The organism is Marinicella sediminis (assembly GCF_002000055.1).
Taxonomy (GTDB): Bacteria; Pseudomonadota; Gammaproteobacteria; order Xanthomonadales; family Marinicellaceae; genus Marinicella; species Marinicella sediminis.
The window spans coordinates 169,192-193,284 of record NZ_MVBD01000007.1; the positions used below are offsets into that span (position 1 = coordinate 169,192).

The 24,093-nt window shown below is 48.6% G+C and carries 20 protein-coding genes; 19 read left to right on the forward strand and 1 reads right to left on the reverse strand.

Annotated features, from left to right (window positions below):
• Window positions 1-56 precede the first annotated feature (56 nt).
• The 15 genes from B0475_RS11310 (at window position 57) to B0475_RS11385 (ending at window position 17,968) form a co-directional block, all read left to right on the forward strand.
• Window positions 57-1,994, forward strand: coding sequence for a serine/threonine-protein kinase (locus B0475_RS11310; protein WP_077411966.1), 1,938 nt, complete (start codon window positions 57-59; stop codon window positions 1,992-1,994).
• 14 nt (window positions 1,995-2,008) lie between these two features.
• Window positions 2,009-3,094: a tRNA-queuosine alpha-mannosyltransferase domain-containing protein gene (locus B0475_RS11315; RefSeq protein ID WP_157892884.1), complete on the forward strand. Its 1,086-nt coding sequence runs from the start codon at window positions 2,009-2,011 to the stop codon at window positions 3,092-3,094.
• Window positions 3,082-3,471: a VanZ family protein gene (locus B0475_RS11320; RefSeq protein WP_157892885.1), complete on the forward strand. Its 390-nt coding sequence runs from the start codon at window positions 3,082-3,084 to the stop codon at window positions 3,469-3,471. Before B0475_RS11315 ends, B0475_RS11320 begins: the two co-directional genes overlap by 13 nt.
• Window positions 3,472-3,635: 164 nt before the next feature.
• Entirely contained in the window at window positions 3,636-4,565 is a 930-nt protein-coding gene (locus B0475_RS11325) for a glycosyltransferase family 2 protein (protein ID WP_077411968.1), read from the forward strand.
• A 2-nt stretch (window positions 4,566-4,567) separates the two neighbouring features.
• Window positions 4,568-6,199: a hypothetical protein gene (locus B0475_RS11330; protein WP_077411969.1), complete on the forward strand. Its 1,632-nt coding sequence runs from the start codon at window positions 4,568-4,570 to the stop codon at window positions 6,197-6,199.
• 84 nt (window positions 6,200-6,283) lie between these two features.
• Entirely contained in the window at window positions 6,284-7,606 is a 1,323-nt protein-coding gene (locus tag B0475_RS11335; protein ID WP_077411970.1) for a hypothetical protein, read from the forward strand.
• Window positions 7,596-10,313 (forward strand): CotH kinase family protein, encoded by a 2,718-nt coding sequence (locus B0475_RS11340; protein WP_077411971.1) that lies wholly within the window; start codon window positions 7,596-7,598, stop codon window positions 10,311-10,313. The genes B0475_RS11335 and B0475_RS11340 overlap by 11 nt, the downstream gene beginning before the upstream one ends.
• Window positions 10,300-11,040: a polyphosphate polymerase domain-containing protein gene (locus B0475_RS11345; protein WP_077411972.1), complete on the forward strand. Its 741-nt coding sequence runs from the start codon at window positions 10,300-10,302 to the stop codon at window positions 11,038-11,040. The genes B0475_RS11340 and B0475_RS11345 overlap by 14 nt, the downstream gene beginning before the upstream one ends.
• 11 nt (window positions 11,041-11,051) lie before the next feature.
• Entirely contained in the window at window positions 11,052-11,738 is a 687-nt protein-coding gene (locus B0475_RS11350; RefSeq protein ID WP_077411973.1) for a DUF4956 domain-containing protein, read from the forward strand.
• A 26-nt stretch (window positions 11,739-11,764) separates the two neighbouring features.
• The gene (locus B0475_RS11355) at window positions 11,765-12,562 is read left to right on the forward strand and encodes a glycerophosphodiester phosphodiesterase family protein (protein WP_077411974.1); all 798 of its coding nucleotides are present in this window, start codon (window positions 11,765-11,767) and stop codon (window positions 12,560-12,562) included.
• 90 nt (window positions 12,563-12,652) lie between these two features.
• Complete coding sequence (gene hfq / locus B0475_RS11360; protein WP_077411975.1) at window positions 12,653-12,892, forward strand: RNA chaperone Hfq; 240 nt, start codon at window positions 12,653-12,655, stop codon at window positions 12,890-12,892.
• Between the two features lie 258 nt (window positions 12,893-13,150).
• A complete protein-coding gene (gene hflX, locus B0475_RS11370; RefSeq protein WP_077411977.1) occupies window positions 13,151-14,491 on the forward strand; it encodes a ribosome rescue GTPase HflX in 1,341 nt (446 codons plus the stop codon).
• Window positions 14,492-14,508: 17 nt separating this feature from the next.
• Entirely contained in the window at window positions 14,509-15,669 is a 1,161-nt protein-coding gene (gene hflK / locus B0475_RS11375; RefSeq protein WP_077411978.1) for an FtsH protease activity modulator HflK, read from the forward strand.
• A gap of 2 nt (window positions 15,670-15,671) precedes the next feature.
• Window positions 15,672-16,541 (forward strand): protease modulator HflC, encoded by an 870-nt coding sequence (gene hflC / locus B0475_RS11380; protein WP_077411979.1) that lies wholly within the window; start codon window positions 15,672-15,674, stop codon window positions 16,539-16,541.
• A gap of 149 nt (window positions 16,542-16,690) precedes the next feature.
• Window positions 16,691-17,968, forward strand: coding sequence for an adenylosuccinate synthase (locus tag B0475_RS11385; protein ID WP_077412036.1), 1,278 nt, complete (start codon window positions 16,691-16,693; stop codon window positions 17,966-17,968).
• Between the two features lie 73 nt (window positions 17,969-18,041).
• Here B0475_RS11385 and def read toward each other — a convergent pair whose 3' ends face one another.
• Window positions 18,042-18,536, reverse strand: a complete 495-nt coding sequence (gene def / locus B0475_RS11390) for a peptide deformylase (RefSeq protein WP_077412037.1) — start codon at window positions 18,534-18,536, stop codon at window positions 18,042-18,044.
• Between the two features lie 268 nt (window positions 18,537-18,804).
• On the opposite strand from def, the gene B0475_RS11395 reads away from it, so the two are divergent.
• Genes B0475_RS11395 through B0475_RS11410 form a run of 4 tightly spaced genes read left to right on the forward strand, consistent with a single transcriptional unit; the run spans window position 18,805 to window position 24,090 of the window.
• A complete protein-coding gene (locus B0475_RS11395; RefSeq protein ID WP_077411980.1) occupies window positions 18,805-20,016 on the forward strand; it encodes a LysM peptidoglycan-binding domain-containing protein in 1,212 nt (403 codons plus the stop codon).
• A gap of 19 nt (window positions 20,017-20,035) precedes the next feature.
• Entirely contained in the window at window positions 20,036-21,166 is a 1,131-nt protein-coding gene (gene dprA, locus B0475_RS11400) for a DNA-processing protein DprA (protein ID WP_077411981.1), read from the forward strand.
• Window positions 21,163-21,639 (forward strand): DUF494 domain-containing protein, encoded by a 477-nt coding sequence (locus tag B0475_RS11405; RefSeq protein WP_077411982.1) that lies wholly within the window; start codon window positions 21,163-21,165, stop codon window positions 21,637-21,639. The genes dprA and B0475_RS11405 overlap by 4 nt, the downstream gene beginning before the upstream one ends.
• Window positions 21,640-21,642: 3 nt before the next feature.
• Entirely contained in the window at window positions 21,643-24,090 is a 2,448-nt protein-coding gene (locus tag B0475_RS11410; protein ID WP_077411983.1) for a DNA topoisomerase I, read from the forward strand.
• Window positions 24,091-24,093 lie beyond the last annotated feature (3 nt).

A 24,093-nucleotide genomic window follows, 5' to 3' on the forward strand; every position in this document is an offset into this window, starting at 1 on the left:
TAACCACAATGTCACCGAAACAGTAAGGCCTAGCGCCGTTGACCGGGGTAACAAACATGAAAAAGAAATTTGGTCATTATGAAGTGGTCTCTGAACTGGGCAGAGGCGGAATGGGTGTGGTCTATAAAGCCTGGGAACCTTCATTAAACCGACACGTGGCGATCAAGGCACTGGGTGAACACCTGCTTGAAGACGAAGGCCTGATTGAACGATTCACCCGGGAAGCCAAAAGCATGGCTGCCATTAACCACCCAAATGTGATTCAGGTCTACTACATTGGTAAAGAGGATCGTCAGCCATTTTTTGCCATGGAGTTCATTGAAGGCGTTTCGCTGGATGACCTGTTGCGCGGCAATCATGTGTTGTCCGTACCCCACGCCAAAGACATACTGCGACAAGCTTGTGCTGGTTTGGCCGTGGCCCATGACCAGGATTTGGTGCACCGGGATATCAAACCCGCCAACCTGATGTTGTGTGATGACGGCACGGTTAAAGTGGTTGATTTTGGCATCGCGCAAACCCGTGAATATGGTGACAAACTGACCAACACCGGTGAGTTCGTCGGCACCCCTGGATACCTGTCTCCTGAAGTGTGTACCGGCAAAGAAGTGGATGCCCGTTCAGACATCTTCGCGTTGGGAATTGTGTTCTATGAGATGCTAGCCGGAAAAGTGCCCTTTGAAAACGACAGTCCGCTGGGGCTGATGCTGGAAGTGGTACAGGCCGACATTCCTGACATTCGTGCCATCAACAAAAAAGTCGACAAAAAAACCAGTTATATCCTGGAAAAAATGATTGCCAAGAATCCCGAAGAGCGTTGTCAGTCCTGTCAGGAAGTGATCAGGTTTTTGGGGCCATCATCTGGTACTGTAAGCCTGGCAGAGATAAAAAAGCAAGCCGTCTCTGTGAAACCCGAGAAACCCACTGCCAGGGTGTCACAACAGGTGACCCTGCAATCAGCTGCGATCGATACCGTGGTTCCCTCAGGTCGCAAGAAATCCAACAAAGCGGTGTGGAGTGTTCTGGTGCTGGCACTGGCGGTCGGTGTTGGCGCTGTGGGCATTCATGAAGGCTACATTCCTTCTCCATTCAAGGCTGATGACCGTCAGGCCATGACCTTGCTGGGCAACCAGCAAGATGACATGGAACTGCAGGATGTCAACCTCAAATCCAAAGAAGAATTGGCAGCCATCAGCGCCGATATGAATGCCGCCCTGGAAGACGCTCAGCCCCAGAAAAGCACTTCGACAAACACCGAAGCAGCTGAAGACAATGCCATCGCAACAGCACAAAAACCAACTGCCGAAACTACTCCACTGACAGACAACACTGCCAAACCGACCGGTCAGCCACCGGTTGTCAGCAACCAATCTGACCAGCAACTGGCAACCACACAGACTACCACCAGCCAACAACAGCTCGACAAACAGGTCAGCAAACAGGTGATCAATGATGCCTCGCTGATGGCCTCGGTAGACAAAACCAGCAATGACAAGCAAGCATTCATTGAACAGCAAAGCAAACCTGTGGTGCGCAAACCCAAACCAGTGATCAAAAACAAAGGCGTTGCGGTGCTGGTATTTGGTGATCCAGCGGTGGCGAATCCGATTGAAAAGATCCTTGAGTCAGAGCTCAAAAGGGCCAACATCAAAGTGCTCAATGAACAGTTTGTTCCTGGCCTGTCACAAGTCATGTCACAAGGCATCGATCTGGCCATGATCAAAGAAAAACTCGATGCTTACGGTGGTCAGACAATGATCATTGCCAATGTCAACCATGTGGGAGAACAAACCCTTGAATATTACGGCCGCCAGTCCATCCTGGTCAATGCACAACTGGATGTGGACAGTTATGACCTGGCCACTGGTGACTCCATTGGCATGGGTTATGGCTCAGAGCTCAGTTATACCAGCCTGAATGCCACCGATACCGCCCAGGAAGCAGTGATGGGCTTTGTTGAACGATTGAAACATGACCTGAAAAATCAACGTTGAATGATGCACCAAAGGTGAGCCAGATAAACCACAGGCGGGTGCTGCTGTTGTCCGCCTATGATGCCGCATCACATCGCTACTGGCACCAGCAGTTGCGCCTGCAGTTCCCCAATTGGAATTGGACCCTACTTAGTTTGAAAGACCGTTATTTTGCCTGGCGCATGGGGGGTAATGCCCTCAGTTTTAAAGCCGCATATGACCGGCAACTGAGTGAGGCATATGATCTGGTTGTGGCCACATCAATGACTGATCTGACCTCCCTGAGAAGCTGGTATCCGCACCTGAGCCAGGTGCCCAACCTGCTGTACTTTCATGAAAACCAGTTTGCTTACCCAGTCAATCACAGGCAACAGGGGTTGCTGGAAATGCAATTACGCTCAGTACTCAGCGCCTGCAGCGCAGACCGCCTGGCGTTTAACTCCCACTACAACAGAGACACCTTCCTGGCAGGCCTCAGACAAATGCTTAACAGCATGCCTGACGGCACGCCTGATGATTTACCTGAACAATTGGCTGCTCGCTCGGTGGTGTTGCCGGTGCCGTTGACAGAAGACTGTCAGCCACTGACCAACAAAAACCAGAAAAACGAACTGCACATTATCTGGAACCACCGTTGGGAACATGACAAGGGCCCTGAGGTGTTACTGGCATTGTTGCAACACTGTCAGCAACATCCAAAAGCAAGCACATTTCGGTTTCACCTGTTGGGCCAGTCATTCAAAAAAGTTCCACATGCCATGCAACAAATACTTGATCAGCACGCCGCACAACTGGAGCAAACTGGTCGATTGACAGACCGCTCTGACTACCTGGCCACCCTGCAACAGGCAGATGTCGGCATTTCAACCGCTTACCATGACTTTCAGGGCCTGGCATTGCAGGAAGCAGTGGCTTGTGGCTGTGTTCCGCTGGCACCTGACCGATTGGTTTATCCGGAATGGTATCCAGAGGACTGCCGCTATCCTTCCTGCCCCGACAACCCCCAGGAAGAGGCCAGGCACATGTTTCACAAACTGTTGGAACTGCCAACCCAATCGATCGATCTGTCGGCCTTGAAATGGCGTGCATTACATCAGGACTACCTGCAATGGCTGAGTTAACTCAGGCGCCCCGCTGGGCGATGGTCTCAGGCTGGATGATGCTTGGTGGACTGGTGGTGCTGTCACTGGTTTCTTTGCCTGCTGTCAACACCGGAGTACCTGACACTGATAAGTGGCTGCATTTGTTGAGTTATGGCTGGCTTGGGTTTTGGTTTTATCATCTCTACCCCCGTCATTTACTGAAGGTATTGACCGGTTTGGTACTGTTGGGGCTGTCCCTCGAGGCTTTACAGGCCCTGAACCCTGCGCGCAGTACCGAATGGCTGGATGCATTGATGAATGCCTGCGGTGTTGGGCTGGCCTGGGTGGTATACCAGGTATTCGGTTGGCGCTGGTTTTTTATCCGCCCTGTGCAATCAGATCAGGGTGGTGGTTAAACACCACCAGGAGACTGGACGACCAGCTGGCAGGTTCAATACATATCCCGCTATGGGTCTACACCGATGAGTAAAATACAGAACGATTGTTGGATCAATTGCAGTAAAGTCCCAAGTTCATGGTTTTATTGGGTAAAATACCCGTTTTGACCAACGCTTGATACATGCCAACAGTTGACATCATTGTACCTGTCTACAACGAACAAGACGTCATTCCTTTGTTTCAGGATCGCATCACTGAGGTGATGGCCACCTGTGATGTCCAGTGGCGTGTGCTGTTTGTGGATGATGGTTCAGCAGATGACAGTCTGTCAACCATCAAAGGCATTCAAGAATCAGACAGTCGCTTTGGGTACCTGTCACTGAGTCGTAATTTTGGCAAGGAATATGCCGTAACAGCAGGTCTGGACCACGCTTCTGCTGATGCCGTGGTGGTGATAGATGTGGACCTGCAGGATCCACCCGAATTGATTCCTGATATGATAGCCCAATGGCACAGTGGTTACGATGTGGTTTATGCCACCCGCAAAGCCAGACATGGAGAATCGGCGGCCAAAAAGCTCACCGCCAACTGGTTTTACAACATCATCAATGTGATGAGCCAGATCGACATCCCCAAAGACACCGGAGATTACCGGCTGATGTCCCGCAAAGCTTATCAGGCAGTCAATCAATTGCGCGAAAACAACCGCTTTATGAAAGGTTTGTTTGCCTGGGTGGGATACAAGCAAAAGCAACTGTATTTTGAGCGCGAGCCCCGGGCCGCGGGTGAAACCAAATGGAACTACCCGAAACTCTGGCGGTTTGCCCTGGACGGCATCACATCATTCAGTTATTTGCCCCTGAGATTCGCTACCTGGATCGGCATGACAGTGGCTTGCTTTGCCTTTATTTATGGTGCGGTAATCATTGTCAAAACCCTGATGATGGGCGCCGATGTACCAGGCTATCCCTCCTTGATGGTGGTCATGCTGTTCCTCGGCGGCATCCAGCTGATGGCGCTGGGCATCATCGGTGAGTACCTGGGCCGCATGTTCAGCGAAAGCAAAAACCGGCCGTTGTATCTGGTCGATGAATACCAACCCCCAGAATAATCATGAAAACTGCTACCTTAATTTTATTGACCCTGATGTTGGTCGCTTGTAATGACGCGCCAGAATCCAATGAGCAGGACCACCGGGGCGGGCCATTCATCACCTCTGCCCACTACTTTTCATCCACCTGGCCAAAAACATTCTGGCAGGATTTTGAACGGGCTGATGTGGCAGCAGAGTTGCAGCAAATCAAAGCCGATGGTTTCAACACCATCGTACTGACCGTACCCTGGCGGGGGTTTGAAATCAATTTTCAAAACCCGGTCACTGATTCGGTGGAAACACTTTACGACCGCTTTGAGTGGCTGCTTGCCGCCATCACTGATCAACAAATGCAGTACATCCTGCGGGTCGGTTTCCCACATGACTACACACCCGATACGGGTATCACCGGCATGCAGCAATGTGTGGGCATTTACACCAAAGATCAGACCCGGGCACAATGGCTGAATTACCTGGATAAAGTCAAAACAGCCACCGCTCCTTTCACCGACCATCTGGCCGGTGTTTTGATTTCCTGGGAGGATTTCTGGTGTCCACATTTTGTGTTTCCCCACCTGCCTGAGAATGACCGGCTGCAACATGCCAGACAAATGGGTTATGGCGAATGGCTGAAAAGCAAGGACAGCAATGTCTTGCGGGTATTGCTGGGAGTGAACGAATTGAATCATCATGACATTCCAATACCCACTACTCAGGATGAGTCTTATGTGTTTTACATTGAATTCATCGACCAGCAGCTGGATCAGATACTGGTCAATACCCAACAGGTGTTTCCACAGGCTGCACTGGAAATCAGGGTGGATAAAGACCCCGTCAAACAAGGTGAATCGTTCATTTGGGTTGGTCATGAGCTTTATTTGGACGAATCCAATCACCGAGGTACTTATTGGGCACCCTTTTGGGGCGCTGCCAATCAGGGAGAATTGTTAACCGCTGAACAAGCGCTGAAAAACTTCAGGTACTTCCTGAAATATGTCACCGCTGACGGGAACAACACCAATCATGTCATTGAACAGTTCAATTTCACCGACAACACCCCGTACTTTCCCAACAATGCCAACATTCTGCCTGACGAAATTGATGATTTTCTGTTGGCATCAGCGCCACTGCTGAAGCAATACACCGCTGGAGCCGGGGTTTGGGCGTACCGTAATTATCATGACAATGCACTGTATAACGGCTCTTTCGAAATGGGCCTGAACGGCTGGCAAACCAGTGGCCAGACAGAACTACAGGGAGATGAGTTTGACCGGCAGTTAAGCATGACCAATGGATCCACCATCAGCCAGTCATTCATCCCGGTCGACCATTTTATGCTGATCAGCGCCTATGAGACGGTTGACTGGTGTTTTGTCGCCGATGCCCATGGTCAACTGGAACTGTTGATCAACGAGCAACCGCTTCACCTGGCCAAGGTCGTGCCTGGTGAGAACTGTTTCCCTGTTGATGCTGCACCACTGAAATCCTCAACCCCCGTACAAGTGGGTTTCATTGCCCACAGTGATCTGGTGGTGGACGAGTTTTCAATACACGGCTTTACCCAGGACCTGGGCTTATACCAGACCAATGGAGAACCAGGTCGCTACCTGCCTGCTTACCGGCAGTTAAACCAGCTGTTACTGGATGATTGATCATTTCACCCAGTGGTTAACACATTGTGGTGACAAATCAGTTAAAATCCACGGATTTCAGAAACCACGCAGACAACCAGGCCGATGATTTGGAAAACACCCCGGAAACTGATTGAAAAAATCCTGTTTTACAGCGCGCTGCTGAGTTTGTTGCTGGCTGGGTGTTTCGTCTGGCTCGCCGTCAGCTGGCCTGAGATGAAAGATCAGGTTCGAGATTATGACAAATCAATCAAAAACCAATTCGTGGTTTTAACCCAGAGAAAAAAAATTGCCCTGGATAAAACCACTGATGAAAACGAACAATTGCGCCTGCATCAGGAGATTCTTGAGTTACTGAAGGACAACACCAACCTCAATCATCACCAGGACCAGTTGGCAAAGAGTCACCTGTTCATCATTGAACACCACCTGAAAAACAACCAAACAGCCGAGGCGCTGGTAGCAGCTGAGCATTTTGCCAACACCCAGCCTTACCACATTCCTGCACAAATCAAACAGGTTGAAGTGCGCTTTCTGATTGATCAACAGGCTGCATTGACCGCAATGGAGGAACTGGCCCGCCGCTTTTTTGATGTCCCCCTGGTCCAAAGTGCTTACGTTCGTCTGTTAATCCAAGCCGATCAATTTGATCAGGCCCGATCGGTGGCACAACAGTTCCAGGTACACCTCAAAGATTATCTGGAACCGACTTTCATGTTTTATCACGCCAACCAGCAGCAACCCAAATACAGCCAGCAACGTATCATCCGGATCAAACAAGGTGATTACCAAAAAACCGGCGATCGTTACCGGGCTGAAGTGTCCATTCAGGTCAATGACCTGAGGCGGTTGCGGTTTGACCTGGACCTGCTGAATCCAGGTTCCCGGTTGGTTGAGTTACAATTCGCCGCCAAGCTCAACGGTCAAACCCATCAACTGGCTTTTGAGGCCAGTCATCACTTGCAGCAACTGGCTGGTGATTGGGTCACCACCGGCACCGACCCCTATGTTGAATTGCTGTTACCTGCGGCGCTGAAAGGCACCAGTGAACCCCTGACATTGTTGTTTGACCTCGTCCTGGATCGCAAACAACTGAACCCCATTGATGAGTTGTTCGCCAATGGACTTTGGTCAGCTGAGCAGTCCGCTAGCACAATGAGTTTCCTGCCTGCCGGCAACAGTCGTTATGTTGCTCAGTGGACCCAACAAACAGACCAACTGACCATCATTCTGCCACCCATCAATGGGTTGAACTTCGCCGAACTGTCCCTGTCCGGACAAGGCGGTAATGTGCCCCCGCACACATACCAGGGACTGGAACAAATCAGTCAGGGCTGGGTCATCACTGATGATCAACCAAGTTTGCATTTTACTGATGTGGCAGGTCAATCACTGACTTTTCTGGTCGGGGTAAACAATGATGATTAAGTCGATCAAAAAAATCATTACATTGAGTCTGATTGTGACTTTGCCAATCAATATTTTTGGCATCGTCTGGGCCATCAACACCTATCAGGCCTACCACCTGATGGATGAATTCACCACCACCCTGCCCAAAGGCCAGCGCCTGGAGCGCCTGGCTGAAGCTGAATACCAGGACCTGACAACCAAAACCCTTAAACTGTTTGGAATCAGCCAGAGTTACGACGCAGAACTGATTCTCAAAGACAAGGCCATCAGCCAACTGAACAGCAATCTGCCATCCAGCGGTATGAGTTACCAGGGTGATGCCTGGCTGATCATGGATGGCCAGGCCTTGAAAGGCGACGCTCGTTACCGCGGTGATCACTACTTCCACTGGTCTTTCCCACAAAAATCCTGGCGATTCAAGGCCAGTAAAAAGAACATCGTCAACGGCATGCGTAAATACAATTTTATCTTGCCAAAAAACGCCCACATGTTGTCCAACAAAATGTCTTACGAACTGGCTCGCCAATTGGGACTGTTGGCACCAGAGGCCCGACTGCTGGAACTGGGCATCAACGGGAATTACTCCGGACCCAGGCTGCTGGTCGAACAAATTGGCGAAAGCTTTCTGCGAAAAAACCGGCGCATGCCCAATGATGTTTATGTCGGTGACAACATCGGCTCAGCCTATTATGAAGGGGTTCACCCATTCATTTTTAACCATGCGTCAATCTGGGACAAAGCCTCCAGCAACAACCATTACCCAGATGACAGCAAGCGACCGTTGGAAGTAATGATCCAACAGCTTGAGCAGGATCGACATGACCTGATAGACCTCCGCAAATTTGCTGCCAAAGGAGCTTTGATTGACCTGACGGCCAGCTACCACCATGACAATAAACACAACTGGAAGCTGTTGTATGATGGCTACTATGAGCGCATAGAGCCGATTGTCTGGGACACCCTGGGCTGGATGGACTACACCGCCAGAATCCCGGAATTTAACATTGCCAATTCTAAACTCATGGCCTCTTTGAACCGCAATTACGATTACCTGCGGGCCAAATCACATGTGTTGAAACAATTCTATCAGTCCGATCGACCACTCTTTGATCAGTCACTGAAAAACGCCGCTGAACAGGCTGTCGGTATCATCGAAAACAATGGCTTCGCCTACGAACTGGATGGCCTCAGAAGGACCGAAGATGAGGCCAAAAAGCAGGTACAGTTATTCACAGATTTGGTTGATGAACGACTGAATATGGTCAAAGACCACTTCCTGGGTGATGTCGATCCTGCACATTTTGCCTATCAGGTTCTGGCAGCTGACCGGCTGCGGATACAATTTGCGGATGCCAAAATGATCAAAGCCATCCAATTGCAACTGCCCGCTGCCGAAATGACAGAGCCCGTTTCACTGGCCTGGCTACACAACGAGCAATGGCAACAACAAGACATCAGTCACCTGGTATCAAGGAATGACCAGCTATTGGTTTTGGAAGTTGAACTGCTGGCCAACAACCGCACCCGTTCTGGCTATGCCGGGGTTTACAGTGAACCGGTCATCACCACCATTGATGTATTGATTGAAGGCGCTGACCTCAAGCAATTAACCGGTATCAGCCTGGAACTGGCCAACCTCAGCGAACAACGTGTTTTAGCCGAGCCCCGTAATGACATCCGGCCGGCCGGGTATGATGATGGGCTGCAAAACATCATTCCGCCAGCACCGGTGCTTCCGACCACCCACCTGAGTGGTCTCATTGAGGTCAACAGTGACCTGACTTTTCATGAAGATGTGGTCATCGCCCCAGGCACCACGTTCATGATCGGTCCACAGATCAATCTGCGGTTTTTCGGGCACATCACAGCTCACGGGACGGCCGAACAACCCATTTCATTCCAACCTGCTGATCCCAAATCACCCTGGGGCGCTGTGGCCATCAAAGACGAAGGTGCCAACGGCTCCCGCTTTTCACATTGTGAATTCATTGGCGGCAGTGGTGCCAAAGGCGACCTGTTTGAATACACCGCCATGCTATCCATACACAATGTCAGAGACATCGCTTTTGAACATTGCGGCTTTTATGACAGTAAAATCACCGATGACATGATTCATGTGATTTACAGCGAAGCTTCTTTCAGTCATTCAGTGTTTGTCAGATCGCTGGCCGATGCCCTGGATGCCGATATTTCTGAGTTGACCATCAGTCATTGCGAATTCATCGACAATGGCAACGACTCCATTGACCTGATGACGGCACGGGCCGTGGTACACAACACCCGCTTTTTGCGCTCAGCGGATAAAGGCATTTCAATTGGTGAAGGCAGTCAATTGCTGGCTTTTGACAACCACATAGAAGACAGCGAAATCGGCATGCAAAGCAAGGACACGTCATTGGCATACATCTTTAACACCGATTTCATTGGCAACAACAAAGCCATTGACGCTTATCATAAAAACTGGCGCTATGCTCAGGGTGGCCAGATCAACCTGCACCAATGTCGACTGGAAGCCAACCAATCCAATGCCACGGTGGATAAAAAATCAAGCATCTCCCTGAACCAGTGTCAGATAGATGACCCCTCCAACATCGACCTGAAAGACCAGCAAAAACAACGCATCCTGATCACTGATCAGCATGCACCAGCGGTGGACTTTACCCACCCGTTTTTTCAACCTTACCTGAGTGACTTTAACCAACCGGAGACTCATGGACGCCATTAAAGAACATTTTCTGCGCTATGAGTTCAAGTACATCCTCAATGACGAGCTGCGCGACCAGGTGGAAGATGAACTGAACCATTTCATGCAACTCGACCCTTTTGTGGTAGGCCGTCCGGATCACAAATACCTGGTCAGAAGCCTGTATTTTGACGACCCGCATTACAGTTTCTACTACGAAAAAACAGATGGCCTGATGCACCGGCAAAAATTCCGTATTCGGACTTACACTGATCAGTATCAGTCTGACGTACCGATCATGCTCGAATTAAAAGGCCGGTACAATAATTTCGTCTATAAACACCGCACCGTGATCAATCATGATGCGGGTTCTAAAGATGACGTGTTTGCCCTGACCGAACAGATTGCCAACAAAGACAACAACCCGGTTTATGAACAATTCATCTATGATCAATTCCGCAAGCAAATCAAACCGGTGATGCTCATTGATTACCAAAGAAGGGCTTATCAAAGTAAATTTGATTATGAATTCCGCATCACCTTTGATGGTGAATTGTATGGCACTGAAACCACACGATTGTTTCCTGATACCGCGGTTAAAAGGCGAAAACTGATCGATGGTTTCACCATCATGGAAGTCAAGTTCCGTAAACACGTGCCGCCCTGGTTTCACCGCATCATGATAAAATATCAGCTGAAACGACTGTCAATTTCCAAGTATTGCACAGGAATGGAAAGCACCCAATTAATTGAAGACTTAGAAGATTAACAGGATCAAAAATGGAAAATCAAATATTAGAAGCATTCGGCACCGGCTTTAACAGCTCCATCATTGAGGTGATGCTCAACAGTTTTGTGGCATTTGTGCTTTCACTGGTGATTGCCTTCACTTACAAAAAAACCCATCAGGGCTTATCTTACTCACAGTCATTTGTGCTGACCCTGATTTTTCTGACCATCATCATAGGTTTTGTGATGATGGTAATCGGCAACTCCCTGACCCGGGCATTTGCACTGGTCGGTGCGTTGAGCATCATCCGCTTCAGAACCGTGGTCAAGGATACCAAAGACACCGCATATGTGTTCATGGCACTGGCCGTTGGCATGGCTGCCGGTACCGCCAATTACTTCATTGCCCTGTATGCCACAGTGTTCCTGAGCACCATTGCCTGGGTGTTGTTTAAATTCAATTTTGGTTTACAGCGATCGAGTGATTTCATCCTGCGTTTTTTCTATGCCAAATCATCTGATAACGATGAGCAGTACGTCAATTACATCAACAAACAATCAGAAACCAATGCCTTGTTACACATGGAGCCATCCGGAGATGGTGACCGCTTGCATCTGACTTATGACCTGTCACTCAGGGAAGAAGTGGATGTGAATGATTTCATCAATCAGATTTCACAAATGGACGGCATCAGTGAAGTGGTGCTGGTGAGCGCCAAGAATGATGTGAATTACTGACCGGCATAGGTCAGACCATCAGACTCATGTTCAGTCAATACCGGATATTGTTCAGCACATTGATTATGGCCATGGCTGTGGCCTTGTTTGTGCTGCGCAATGGATACCAGGGTCAACCCGAATTGATTGCCCATGCCGGTGGTGGAATTGAACGTGAAACATACATGAATTCACTGGAAACCATCAACCTGAATTATCAGTTAGGGCATCGCTATTTTGAACTGGACTTCAGCTGGACAGCGGATGACCAGCTGGTATTGATCCATGACTGGAAAAAATCCTATAAGCGGTTGTTCAATAACCACAGTGAGCAACCGCCTGACTCACAGGCTTTTGTGAACATGCCAATGCTTAACGATCACACACCCATGACATTGGCCGATTTAGTAAACTGGTTAAAATCCCATCCTGACGCCCATGTGTTGGCTGACATCAAGGACCGCAATGTAGCCGGCCTGCATCACATCAAAACCCATCATCCAGAGATCAGTCAACAGTTCATCGCCCAGGTATTTCACCCACGTGAATACCCGGAGGTCAGGGCCTTGGGATATGATCGGGTGGTATATTCATTGTATAAAATCCGCATACCTACGGTGGAGATCAAAACTTTTATCAAGGAAGCTGAATTGTTTGCTCTGGCCATGAAAACGGTGCAGAAGGATTTTGATGCCTTGCTACAGACCGCCAATGACCACCGGGTTTTTGTTTATGTACAGACCATCAATGACATCGAGCAGTTGCGTTCGCTGCAACAAAAAGGGGTGAATGGTATTTACACTGACTTTATATACGAAAAGCAGGGAGAACTGGTCTACCAGTAATTTCACAAAGCACCGACAGATAGCCATTTATTATGATCCCGGCCTTGTGCTAGAATACTGTAAATAATAATAAAGAGTAAGGTAACCAAAATGTCTAAATCACAAACTTTACAAGACCCATTTCTCAATGCACTCAGAAAAGAACGAATTCCGGTTTCTGTTTTTTTGATGAATGGCATCAAATTGCAAGGCACCGTTGAGTCCTTTGACCAATTTGTGATTGTATTGAACAACACCACCAACCAGTTGGTATACAAACATGCCATTTCGACCATTGTGCCGGCCAAAAACGTCAGCACATATAAAATCCAGCAGGAAGGTGACGACTGAACCCTGATTCAGTCCAGGCTGATCATCAAGCAGTTTCTGTTTCAGAAGCTGCTTTTTTATTGATGTCAGCACCAAAATTCAAACCCCAAACAGTAACCCAGCCGGCAATTCAGAGTACAGACAACAATGACCACCATGAGCAACCGACCCATCGACAATGGGTGACGCATAACATGAACCAGAGCAGACCTCATCAAAGTTTGCGAGCGCAGCTTTCTTTTACCCAATGGGCAAAAGAAGGCATGGGAGCAACACCAAATGTTTGACCGTTCCGAAAGAGGCGACCGTGCCGTTATCCTGTGCCCCACGCCAATGGAGCGAGATCTGCGAGGAGAACAGCCGGATCGCATCGCAGAATTCAAAGAATTGGTTACCACTGCAGGTGCCGATATCCTGGACGTCATTATCAGCACACGTCAAACCATTGACTCAAAATACTATGTGGGTAGCGGTAAAGCCGAAGAAATCAAGTTGGCGGTGAAAACCCATGAGGCCGACGTGGTGGTCGTAGACGCCGCACTGAGCCCCATTCAAGAACGTAATCTGGAAGCCCTGGTCAAAGCACGGGTGCTGGACCGGCGTACACTGATTTTGGATATCTTTGCTCAACGGGCAAGGTCTTATGAAGGTCAATTACAGGTTGAACTGGCTCAACTTAAACACATGTCCACCCGTTTGGTCAGGGGCTGGACCCACCTGGAACGTCAAAAAGGCGGAATTGGCATGCGTGGACCTGGTGAAACACAGCTGGAAACCGACCGCCGGCTGCTAAACGCCCGGGTCAAGTCACTGAAGGCCAAACTCGATAAAGTCATGCGACAGCGTGAACAAGGGCGTAAACAAAGGAAAAAATCAGGGACCCGGATGCTGGCACTGGTGGGTTACACCAACGCCGGAAAATCCACGCTGTTTAATCTGCTCACCAATGCAGATGTCTATGCGGAAGACCAACTGTTCGCCACCCTGGATCCCACCGTACGACAATTCACTGCCATCCCAGGCAGCAGTGCGGTGATCAGTGACACGGTTGGCTTTGTTCGTGATTTACCTCATGAGTTGGTTGCCGCATTTCGGGCCACCCTGCAGGAAGCATTGGATGCCGATCTGTTATTACACGTCATCGACGACAGCAACCCGGAAAGACGCGACCACATCAATGAAGTGAATAAAGTCTTCAGGGAACTACAAATTGAAGATGTACCGACCATAGAAGTGTATAACAAGATTGATCAATCCGGTCATCCGCCAGAGTGGCGACCAGGTGATGCTGATCATGCCGATAAAGTCTGGATTTCAGCACATCAGAACATCGGCATCGATTTATTGATAAAAGCCATTGAAGAAAGGCTGCATCGTACCCATCTAACACTCAAATTCAATTTGCCAATGTCGGAGGCTCGCTTGCGAGCACAGTTTTATCAACTTGAAGCCATCAGAGAAGAACAGATGGATGACAATGGTCAGTGGCAGATTGAGGTAGAATTACCCATAGAAAAGTGGCGTCAGCTGGCCAAAAGCCAGCAGCCTGAAGCACGGTTTGTTCAGCAGCTTCTGAAAGAACATGATGTCGCCGTAGATGAAAACCCAAAAGACTGGTAAACCAGCTGGAGTGAAGTATGCCCTGGAATGAACCTGGCAATCAAAATTCGGGCGGCAAAGGGCCCAACAACAACCGACCAGGTGGTCAGAAACCTCCTGAGTTTGAACAGATTCTGAGTGATTTTTTTAAGTCCATAAAAAGTGCGTTGGGCATGGGCAACAAATCAGGCGGTGGATCCGGGAATCAGGCTCCCATCCTGATACTGTTGATCGGCTTACTTGGCTTTGGTGTCTACAGTGCGACTTATCAGGTCGAAGAAGCTGAACGGGGCGTGGTGCTGGTATTTGGTAAATATTCACACACCATGGAGCCGGGCTTGAGATTCACTCTTCCCAAACCATTTGCAGAAGTCTACCGCGTCAATGTGGAGTCCATACGTCAGGAAGACAACAGTGGGCAAATGTTGACGGAGGATAAGAATCTGATTGAAATAGACTACTCCATCCAATACCGCATTGACAAAGAAAGGGTGATGGATTATCTGTTCAGTGTGGCCAGTCCACAAAACACCGTTCGACAAGTGGCTGAGTCAGTGATGCGACAGATAGCTGGTACCCGAACCCTGGATTTCATCATCAATGAAAACCGGACAGCGGTGAATCAGCAGGCCAGAGAAGAAATCCAGTCCATGCTTAACGATTACAAAACCGGCATTCAATTAACTCAAGTGAACATCACCGAAGTGCATCCGCCGATCAATGTCAAAGAAGCTTTTGATGATGTGGTCAAGGCCAGAGAGGATCAAAAAACCTTTATCAATCAGGCCAACGAGTATGCCAACGGACGCATTCCAGAAGCCGAAGGTAAAGTACTGAAGATTGTACAGGAAGCCGAAGCTTACAAAGAATCGATCATTGCCGAAGCAAGAGGTAAAGCCAACCGCTTCGATCTGTTAAGAACACAGTATGAGCTGGCTCCTGAAGTGACCAGACAGCGGTTATTTTTGGAGACCATGGAGTCCGTGATGGGGGATACCTCGAAAGTGGTGATGGACCAGGAAGCCGGTAACAACAGCATGATGTACCTGCCTTTGGATCAGTTGATGAAGAATCAACCCCGCAATAACCAGCCATCGACCATTGACCTGGGTACCACTGTGGTCACCCCGGACCGCATGCCCTCGAATAACAATGAATCCTCATCATCCAGAACCACCAGACGTGGGAGGGGGAGATAATCATGAATAAATTTGCAACTTTGTTTATTGGATTGCTGGTGCTTGCCTTGATTGCCAGCCTTTTTCTGTTCACCATCGATGAGAAACAAACAGCTGTAAAACTGCGTTTTGGTGAAGTTGTACAGGCCGGCTATGAACCCGGTTTGCATTTCAAAACCCCGATCGTAAACAACATCGTCAAGTTTGACAAACGGATTCAAACCCTGGACAACGCACCAGAACGGGTGTTCAACACCGACAACGAATACTTGATGGTAGATTACTACGTCAAGTGGCGCATCATGGACGTCAAAACCTTCTTCACTGCCAACAGTGGTCTGATCGCTGTGGCCAATGCCAACCTCACTGGCGTGGTTAAGAATGCCCTGCAGGAAGAGTTTTCGGTACGCACCCTGGATCAGGCAATCTCATCACAACGGATTGAGTTGATGGAATCACTCCGGTCACAAACCAAATCCCGCTCTGAGCAATATGGCATTGACATTGTTGATGTGCGGATCAAACAGATCAACCTCGACCAATCAGTCAACGAATCTGTGTATAACCGAATGCGCTCTGAACGCCTGGTCGAAGCCGCTGAACACCGTTCAACCGGTCGCAAAGAATCAATCAACATTCGCGCCAACACGGATAAAAGAATCCGCATCATGCTGGCAGATGCCGACAAACAGGCAGCCATCATTCGAGGTGAAGGGGATGCTGATGCGACCAAAATTTTTGCCGAAAGTCACAACAAAAATCCAGAATTTTATGCTTTTGTCAGAAGTTTAGAAGCCTACAAGAACAGTTTCAAATCCGACTCCGGAAATGTATTGGTGCTGGACCCGGATTCTGAGTTTTTCCGGTATTTCAAAAACCAAAAGATCGAATAACACACACAACGGTTGACCTGAGCGGGTCTTCAAATTATGATCCGCATCGGTTAGCCACAGTGCAAATGTCGTGCATGAATGATTTCATGGGCGTTTTCTGGTGTCGGCAAGGTTGTGCCGGCTGCCATCACTTTTACATACAATCAGTCATGAAAAAATCTGTTGTCGTTTTGGGCACCCAATGGGGTGATGAAGGCAAAGGCAAAATTGTCGATTTACTCACCGAAGGTGCCGATGCAGTGGTCCGCTATCAGGGCGGACACAACGCCGGTCACACCCTCATCATCAATGATCAAAAAACCGTATTGCATTTGATCCCTTCAGGCATACTGCGTGACGGGGTGAAATGCTACATCGGCAACGGAGTGGTCATCGAACCGACGGCTCTGATCAAAGAAATCAAAGGACTGGAAGCATCAGGAGTGGACGTACAGTCACGACTGTTTATTTCCAAGTCTGCACCGGTCATCATGCCTTACCACATAAAACTTGATCAGTTGCGCGAACTGAAAAAGGGCAAACAGGCAATTGGCACAACCGGCCGCGGCATTGGCCCGGCCTATGAAGATAAGGTGGCCCGCCGCGGCATCAGAATTGGCGACCTGCTGGACGCCGGATTACTGAAAGACAAGCTGAAAACCGTGCTGGAATATCACAACTTTGTGATTGAACATTTTCACCAGTCAGAACCGCTGGCTTTTGATGAGGTTTATGCCTCAGCCCTTGAACAGGCAGATTTTATTCGCCAAATGTGTGTCGATGTCACCGGCCAGTTGCATCAGCACCTGGATAACAACGAAAAACTCCTGATGGAAGGTGCGCAGGGCTCGCTGTTAGACATTGATCATGGAACCTACCCGTTTGTCACCTCTTCGAACACCACCTCTGGCAGCGCATCCACCGGCTCTGGTCTGGGCGCCACACAGATTGATTATGTGTTGGGCATCACCAAAGCCTATACCACTCGCGTGGGTGGCGGACCTTTTCCCACCGAGTTATTTGATGAAGACGGTGCAGAACTGGCCAAAAGGGGGGTTGAATTTGGTGCCACCACCGGTCGGCCCAGACGCTGTGGCTGGTTGGATCTGGTAGCCCTCAAGCGGGCTGTACAGGTCAATGGCGTGACCGGCTTGTGCGTCACCAAACTTGATGTGCTCGACACGTTTGAAAACATCAAAATGTGTACCAGCTATGGCGATGCTTCTTTCCCCGGTTCTGCACAGGATTGGGAAAATGTAACTCCGGTTTATCAAACTTTTGCCGGCTGGCAAAGATCCACAAAAGGCATGACTGATGTCGCGGACTTACCTGCAGAGGCCAAAGCATTCATCAGTTTCATTGAAGCGTTCACCGGAGCTCCGGTACACATCATTTCGACCGGGCCGGATCGCAATGAGAACATTCTGCTGGAAAATCCCATGGCTTAATTCCACCGGAACTTGCCATTAAAAAAAGCCCGTTACGGGCTTTTTTTATGTCAAAGGGATTTAAACGTCGCGTTCACACTTTGATTTTTTCCAGTTTTTTCATGGCCAGTTTGCGCTTTAAAACCGACAAATGGTCCAGGAACACAATGCCTTTCAGGTGGTCCAGCTCATGCTGAATACACACTGCCAACAATCCTTCTGCACTGAGCTCCTGGGATGTGCCATTGAGGTCCTGGTAACGAACCTTGATCTGGTCGGCCCGTTTCACTTTGGCATAGATGCCTGGCACCGATAGACACCCTTCTTCATGGGTTTGCATACCATCCTTTTCAGTGATCACTGGATTAACCATCACCAGAGGTTCGGTGTTGTCCTCAGAAACATCAATCACCACCAAACGAATGTGCCGGTCAACCTGTGTAGCGGCCAGTCCGATCCCTGGAGCCGCGTACATGGTCTCCAGCATATCACTGGACAGTTGAGACAAAGCGTCATCAAACACCGTTACTTCTGCTGCTACTTTTTTCAGTCTGGGGTCCGGTAAAGTCAGGATTTCTAGGGTACTCATCTGTTGTTGCGGATCTTCATCATTTCCAAAGGCTGACATCTTATAGTTTTGCGGGTGAATTGAAAATAAAATCAAGTAAATATATCAACAACAGCCCCCTGAGATAGGTGGTTTTTGTGTTTTTCAGTTGAAATATCTCCCTTTTCCGTTAATTCCTGACGTCAATTGTTTCATTTTTTCGTCCATTTTGCAGTTTGATTCACATTTTTGTTTAATTTTAACTTTAAAATAGATAAACTAAAGTTTTAGGAAAATCAAGAGTTTGCCGATGATGTTTAAAAAACAACATTTAATACCAGCGTTATTGTTTGGATTCATAACGACTGTCTTTGCTCAGGATGTTGAACTGAATCCCGCTCACCCGGACACCTATGTTGTGCAAAAAGGCGACACCTTGTGGGATATTTCAGCGGTGTTTTTACAGTCTCCGTGGTTGTGGCCGGAAATCTGGCACGCCAACCCGCAAATTGAAAACCCTCATTTGATTTATCCTGGCGATCAACTGAACCTGGTTTACATTGACGGAAAACCGGCCATCACCGTGAATCGCAGTCATCCAACTGTCAAACTCAGTCCGTCGGTCCGGCCCATTGACCACAACCAGGCCATTGAAACCATTCCGCTGTCAGACATTGAGCCTTTCCTGAGAAAACTACGCATCCTCAGCCAGGCAGACATTGACCTGGCTCCTTATGTGATTACCAGTGAAGAAGATCGGTCTGTTGCTGTGACCGGACACAACATTTACGTCAGGGGTCTGAAAAACCACAGACAGGGTGATCGCCTGGCCATTGTCAGACCGACCGTAGTCTACCGTGAAGTGCCCACCGATTATCCATGGGAGACCTCAAAAACTCATGAAATTGAATCTGTGGCCTGGAAAAAATCATCACCACACACCACCGATGCAGTGATGAGTCGATTCTGGAAAAAATACATTGACCGGACCTACTGGGAAAACGTCAGAATTCTGGGCTATGAAGTGGCGGACACAGGTGTTGCTGAAGTACTGCGGGTTAATCCGGACAGTGATGTAACCACCCTGAAAATTGTGGATGTCAACACAGAAGTCAAGCAAGGCGACCTTATTCTGCCATTGGATGATTTCAATTTTGACCCTTATTTTCTACCCAGGGCTGGTACCCTTGAAGATGACAACATCCGCATTGTAGCCCTGAACAATGCCCTGTTTGGCAGTGGTCGCAGACAAATTGTAGCGATCAGTAAAGGCGCAGAAAATGGTGTAGATGTGGGTGATGTATTTGCAGTGTACAGCCCGGAAAAAGTCATTCGTGATGAGGTCATGCACCCCAAAAATGATCTGAAAACGCTGTTCAAACCCTCTAAAGCACATGTGACTTTACCGATGGAATACTCTGGACACATCATGGTTTTTAAAACCTTTGATTACATCAGTTACGCCATCATTACTGCTGGTAACCGACCCGTCAAAATGTTTGATCATGTGCGCTTGCCCTGATTGATGGATGGCATGATTCATGGATGAATCGACCGCAGCCCAATGGTTGCACTTACTGAACACCCCGGGGCTCGGTCCGGTCAGGACCCGGGCCCTGCTTGATCATTACTCAGACATCAATGAAGTTTTTCAGGAACAACGTTTTCCTGAACAACTGAACATCCCGACAGCAGCCGCACATAACCTCAGACAAGCCACCAACGACCAGATTAAGCAAGAGTTGGACTGGCTGCAAAAACCCAGCAACCACTTACTCACCTGGCATGATCCGTTGTATCCACCTCAGCTCAGATTAATCGCTGACCCGCCAATGGTGCTGTTTGTAAAAGGCGACCTCAACAGCCTTCTGTTGCCTCAACTGGCGGTGGTTGGCAGCCGCAATGCCACCCGCTCTGGCTTGAACAACGCCAAGGCTTTCAGTGCTGAACTGAGTCGCAAGGGTTTGGTCATCACCAGTGGTCTGGCCGCCGGTATCGATGCCGCTGCGCATCAGGGAGCACTGGATTCAGGTGGTTTGACAATCGCTGTGATGGGCACCGGGATCAACACCATCTACCCGAAAGGAAATCAGTCGTTGGCCAAAACCATCATCCAACAGGGAGCGGTCGTTTCCGAATTGCCTTTCAACATGCCGCCGCATGCCGGGAATTTCCCCCGCCGAAACCGCATCATTGCCGGATTATCACTGGGTACTCTGGTGGTAGAAGCCGCCAGAAAAAGTGGTACAGCCATCACTGCCAGATTATCCATGGAATGCAATCGACCGGTCATGGCGATACCAGGCAGCATCCACAACCCAATGGCCAGAGGCTGTCACCAACTGATCCGGCAGGGGGCCAGTCTGGTTGAATCGGCACAGGATATACTCGAAGAACTGCAGCCTCACATCCACATGCTCAGCGACCAGCTCAGCAATCACTTGAAAGAAATTGACCAGCAAAGCATTGAAAAGCCAGCACCTGAACCTCATATGGAGCTGTCTGATACTCAGCAGCTGATTTTTCAGCAAATAGACTATCATCCGGTGTCTTTTGATGATATTGTGAAACATACTGAGTTAAGTAGTGCGGTGATTGCTTCGGATTTACTGATCATGGAGTTATCCGGACTGATCGAAAAACTTCCTGGTGCCACTTATCAAAGAACATGAATGAAAACATCATTGACGTCCTGGTTTATCTGTTTGAAAACTATTTATCAGAACAAACCAACCTCCATGAACAATACACCAAAAACCACATCTACCTTGGCCTGGAGCAGGCTGGCTTTGAAAAAACCACCATTGATTCTGCTTTTAACTGGTTACTGAGCATCAATCAACCGGACCAACACACCATCAACCAATCAGCCGATGCCATTCGTGTGTATGCACCTGCGGAAATGGCTATGCTGGATCGGGAGGGTATCGATTTTATTTGTTACCTGGAGTCATCCGAAATCCTTTCTCCAACCACCCGTGAGCTGTTGCTCAATGGTTTGCTGAATCTAAATGCTGACAACATCGACGTCGATGATTTACAATGGCTGGCTTTAATCATTTTATTTTCACAACCGGATGAGGAACAAGCCTTTGCTTCTATGGAGAGTTTGATGTTTGATCCACCGGTCGATCATGAACACTAGCACATGGCTGAAAACTTACTGATTGTAGAATCACCCGCAAAAGCAAAAACCATTGAAAAATACCTGGGTAAGGGACATAAAGTCCTCGCCTCCTACGGTCACGTTCGTGATTTGCTGGCCAAGACCGGCGCCGTTATTCCGGAAAATGATTTTGAACTCAAATACGTTGATGTGGAAAAAAACAAAAAACACATCGATGCCATCGTCAGAGAAGCCAAAAAAGCCAACACCATATATCTGGCAACGGATTTGGACCGTGAAGGAGAAGCCATTTCCTGGCACGTGGTAGAAATTCTCAAAGACCGCAATCTGCTGAAAGGCAAGGACATCAAAAGGGTGGTGTTTTCTGAAATCACCAAATCAGCGATCCAGGAAGCCGTTGCCAATCCCCGCGAGATTTCCCATGAATTGGTCGATGCCCAGCAAGCCAGGCGGGCCCTGGATTACCTGGTGGGTTTTAATTTATCGCCCTTATTGTGGAAGAAAGTCCGCCGTGGACTCTCAGCCGGACGTGTTCAATCACCAGCCCTGCGACTGATTGTGCAGCGGGAAGATGAAATCAATGCTTTCATCAAAGAGGAATACTGGACCATACACGGTAAATTGCAATTAGGCCAAGAACCATTTGAGTCTTCCCTGAACATTTATCAGGGTAAGAAACTGAAAAAGTTTGACATCAATAACCAACAACTGGCTGACCAGGCGCTCGAACAATTGCGCAGCCAGGCCGGCAAACAACTGACATTGACTGAACTGACGCAGAAAAAGCGTCAACGCAAACCAGCGGCTCCCTTCATCACTTCAACCCTGCAGCAGGAAGCCTCCAGAAAGCTGGGCTTCTCTGCGCGAAAAACCATGCAAATTGCCCAGCAATTGTATGAAGGCATGGAGGTCAATGGCCAGACCCAGGGTCTGATTACTTACATGAGAACCGACTCATTGCACCTGGCCAATGATGCCATCGCTGACATTCGGGATGTCATTGGGAAAAAATATGGCCAGGAACTGCTGCCCAAAGAACCCAACACCTATAAAAGCAAGTCCAAGAATGCTCAGGAGGCGCATGAGGCCATCCGTGCGGTATCTGCACAGCTGCGGCCAAAATCCATTAAATCAGCGTTGAATAACGATCAATACCGTTTGTATGACCTGATCTGGAAACGCACCGTGGCCAGCCAAATGATCAATGCCACCATTGGCACCGTGTCCGCTGATTTCACTTTTGGTGACGACCATAACCTGCGGGCCAATGGTTCAACCATTCTCATCAAAGGCTTCTTGTCGGTGTATGAAGAAGGCATGGATGACGTCAAACAGGACAAAGGTGACAAGCACCTGCCCAACCTGAAAAAAGGTGATGTGGTTGATGTCAATGAAATTCTTGGCACCCAACATTTCACTGAACCACCGCCTCGCTATTCAGAGGCTACCCTGGTCAAAGCCCTGGAAGAGTTTGGCATCGGCAGACCATCCACCTATGCCAGCATCATTTCAACTTTGCTGAACCGGGATTATGTGGAACTGGACAAAAAACGCTTCATCCCGACTGATGTCGGAAAAGTTGTCGCCCGCTTCCTGGAAACCCACTTCACCGATTATGTCGACTATGACTTCACCGCCCGGCTCGAAGATGCCCTGGATGCGGTGTCTCGGGGTGAAAAAGAATGGCGCCCATTGATGAAGAATTTCTGGGAACCATTCATCAAACTGGTGGAAGAAAAAGAAGAAAGCGTATCCCGTGATGAAGCTCAGGACAAACGGGAGCTTGGCACCGACCCTGAAAGCGGCAAACCAGTGACTGTGAGGATTGGTAAATACGGCACTTTTGTGCAGATTGGCTCAAGGGAAGATGAAGAAAAACCCCGTTTCGCAGGGTTATTGCCAGGACAAAAACTGGACACCATTACATTTGATGAAGCCATGGCTTTGTTTGACCTGCCACGCGACCTGGGTGAAACTTCAGAAGGCGAAAAAGTCAGCGCCAACATTGGCCGTTTCGGCCCTTATGTCAGGTATGGAAACAAGTTTGTCAGCATCAAGGAAGGTGATCCATACAGCATCACTTTTGAAGAAGCCCTGGTGTTGATACAGGAAAAGAAAATTGCTGATGCCAATCGCATCATTCAAACCTTTGATGACGGTATTCAGGTACTGAATGGTCGCTGGGGGCCTTATGTCACCGATGGTAATAAAAATGGCAAAATTGCCAAAGACCAGGATCCCAAAGCGCTCACTCATGAACAATGCATTGAAATCCTGGCGCAAGCTCCCGACAAGAAAAGGCGCGGCAAAAAGAAAACCGCTAAAAAGAAAGTAGCCAAAAAAACCAGCAAAAAGAAAGTCACTAAAAAGAAAGTGACCAAAAAAACCAGTAAAAAGAAAACCACCAGGAAGAAGGCCAGCAAAAAGAAGGTCAGCAAAAAAACCAAAAAGAAAACCTCTGCCGGATAAGCC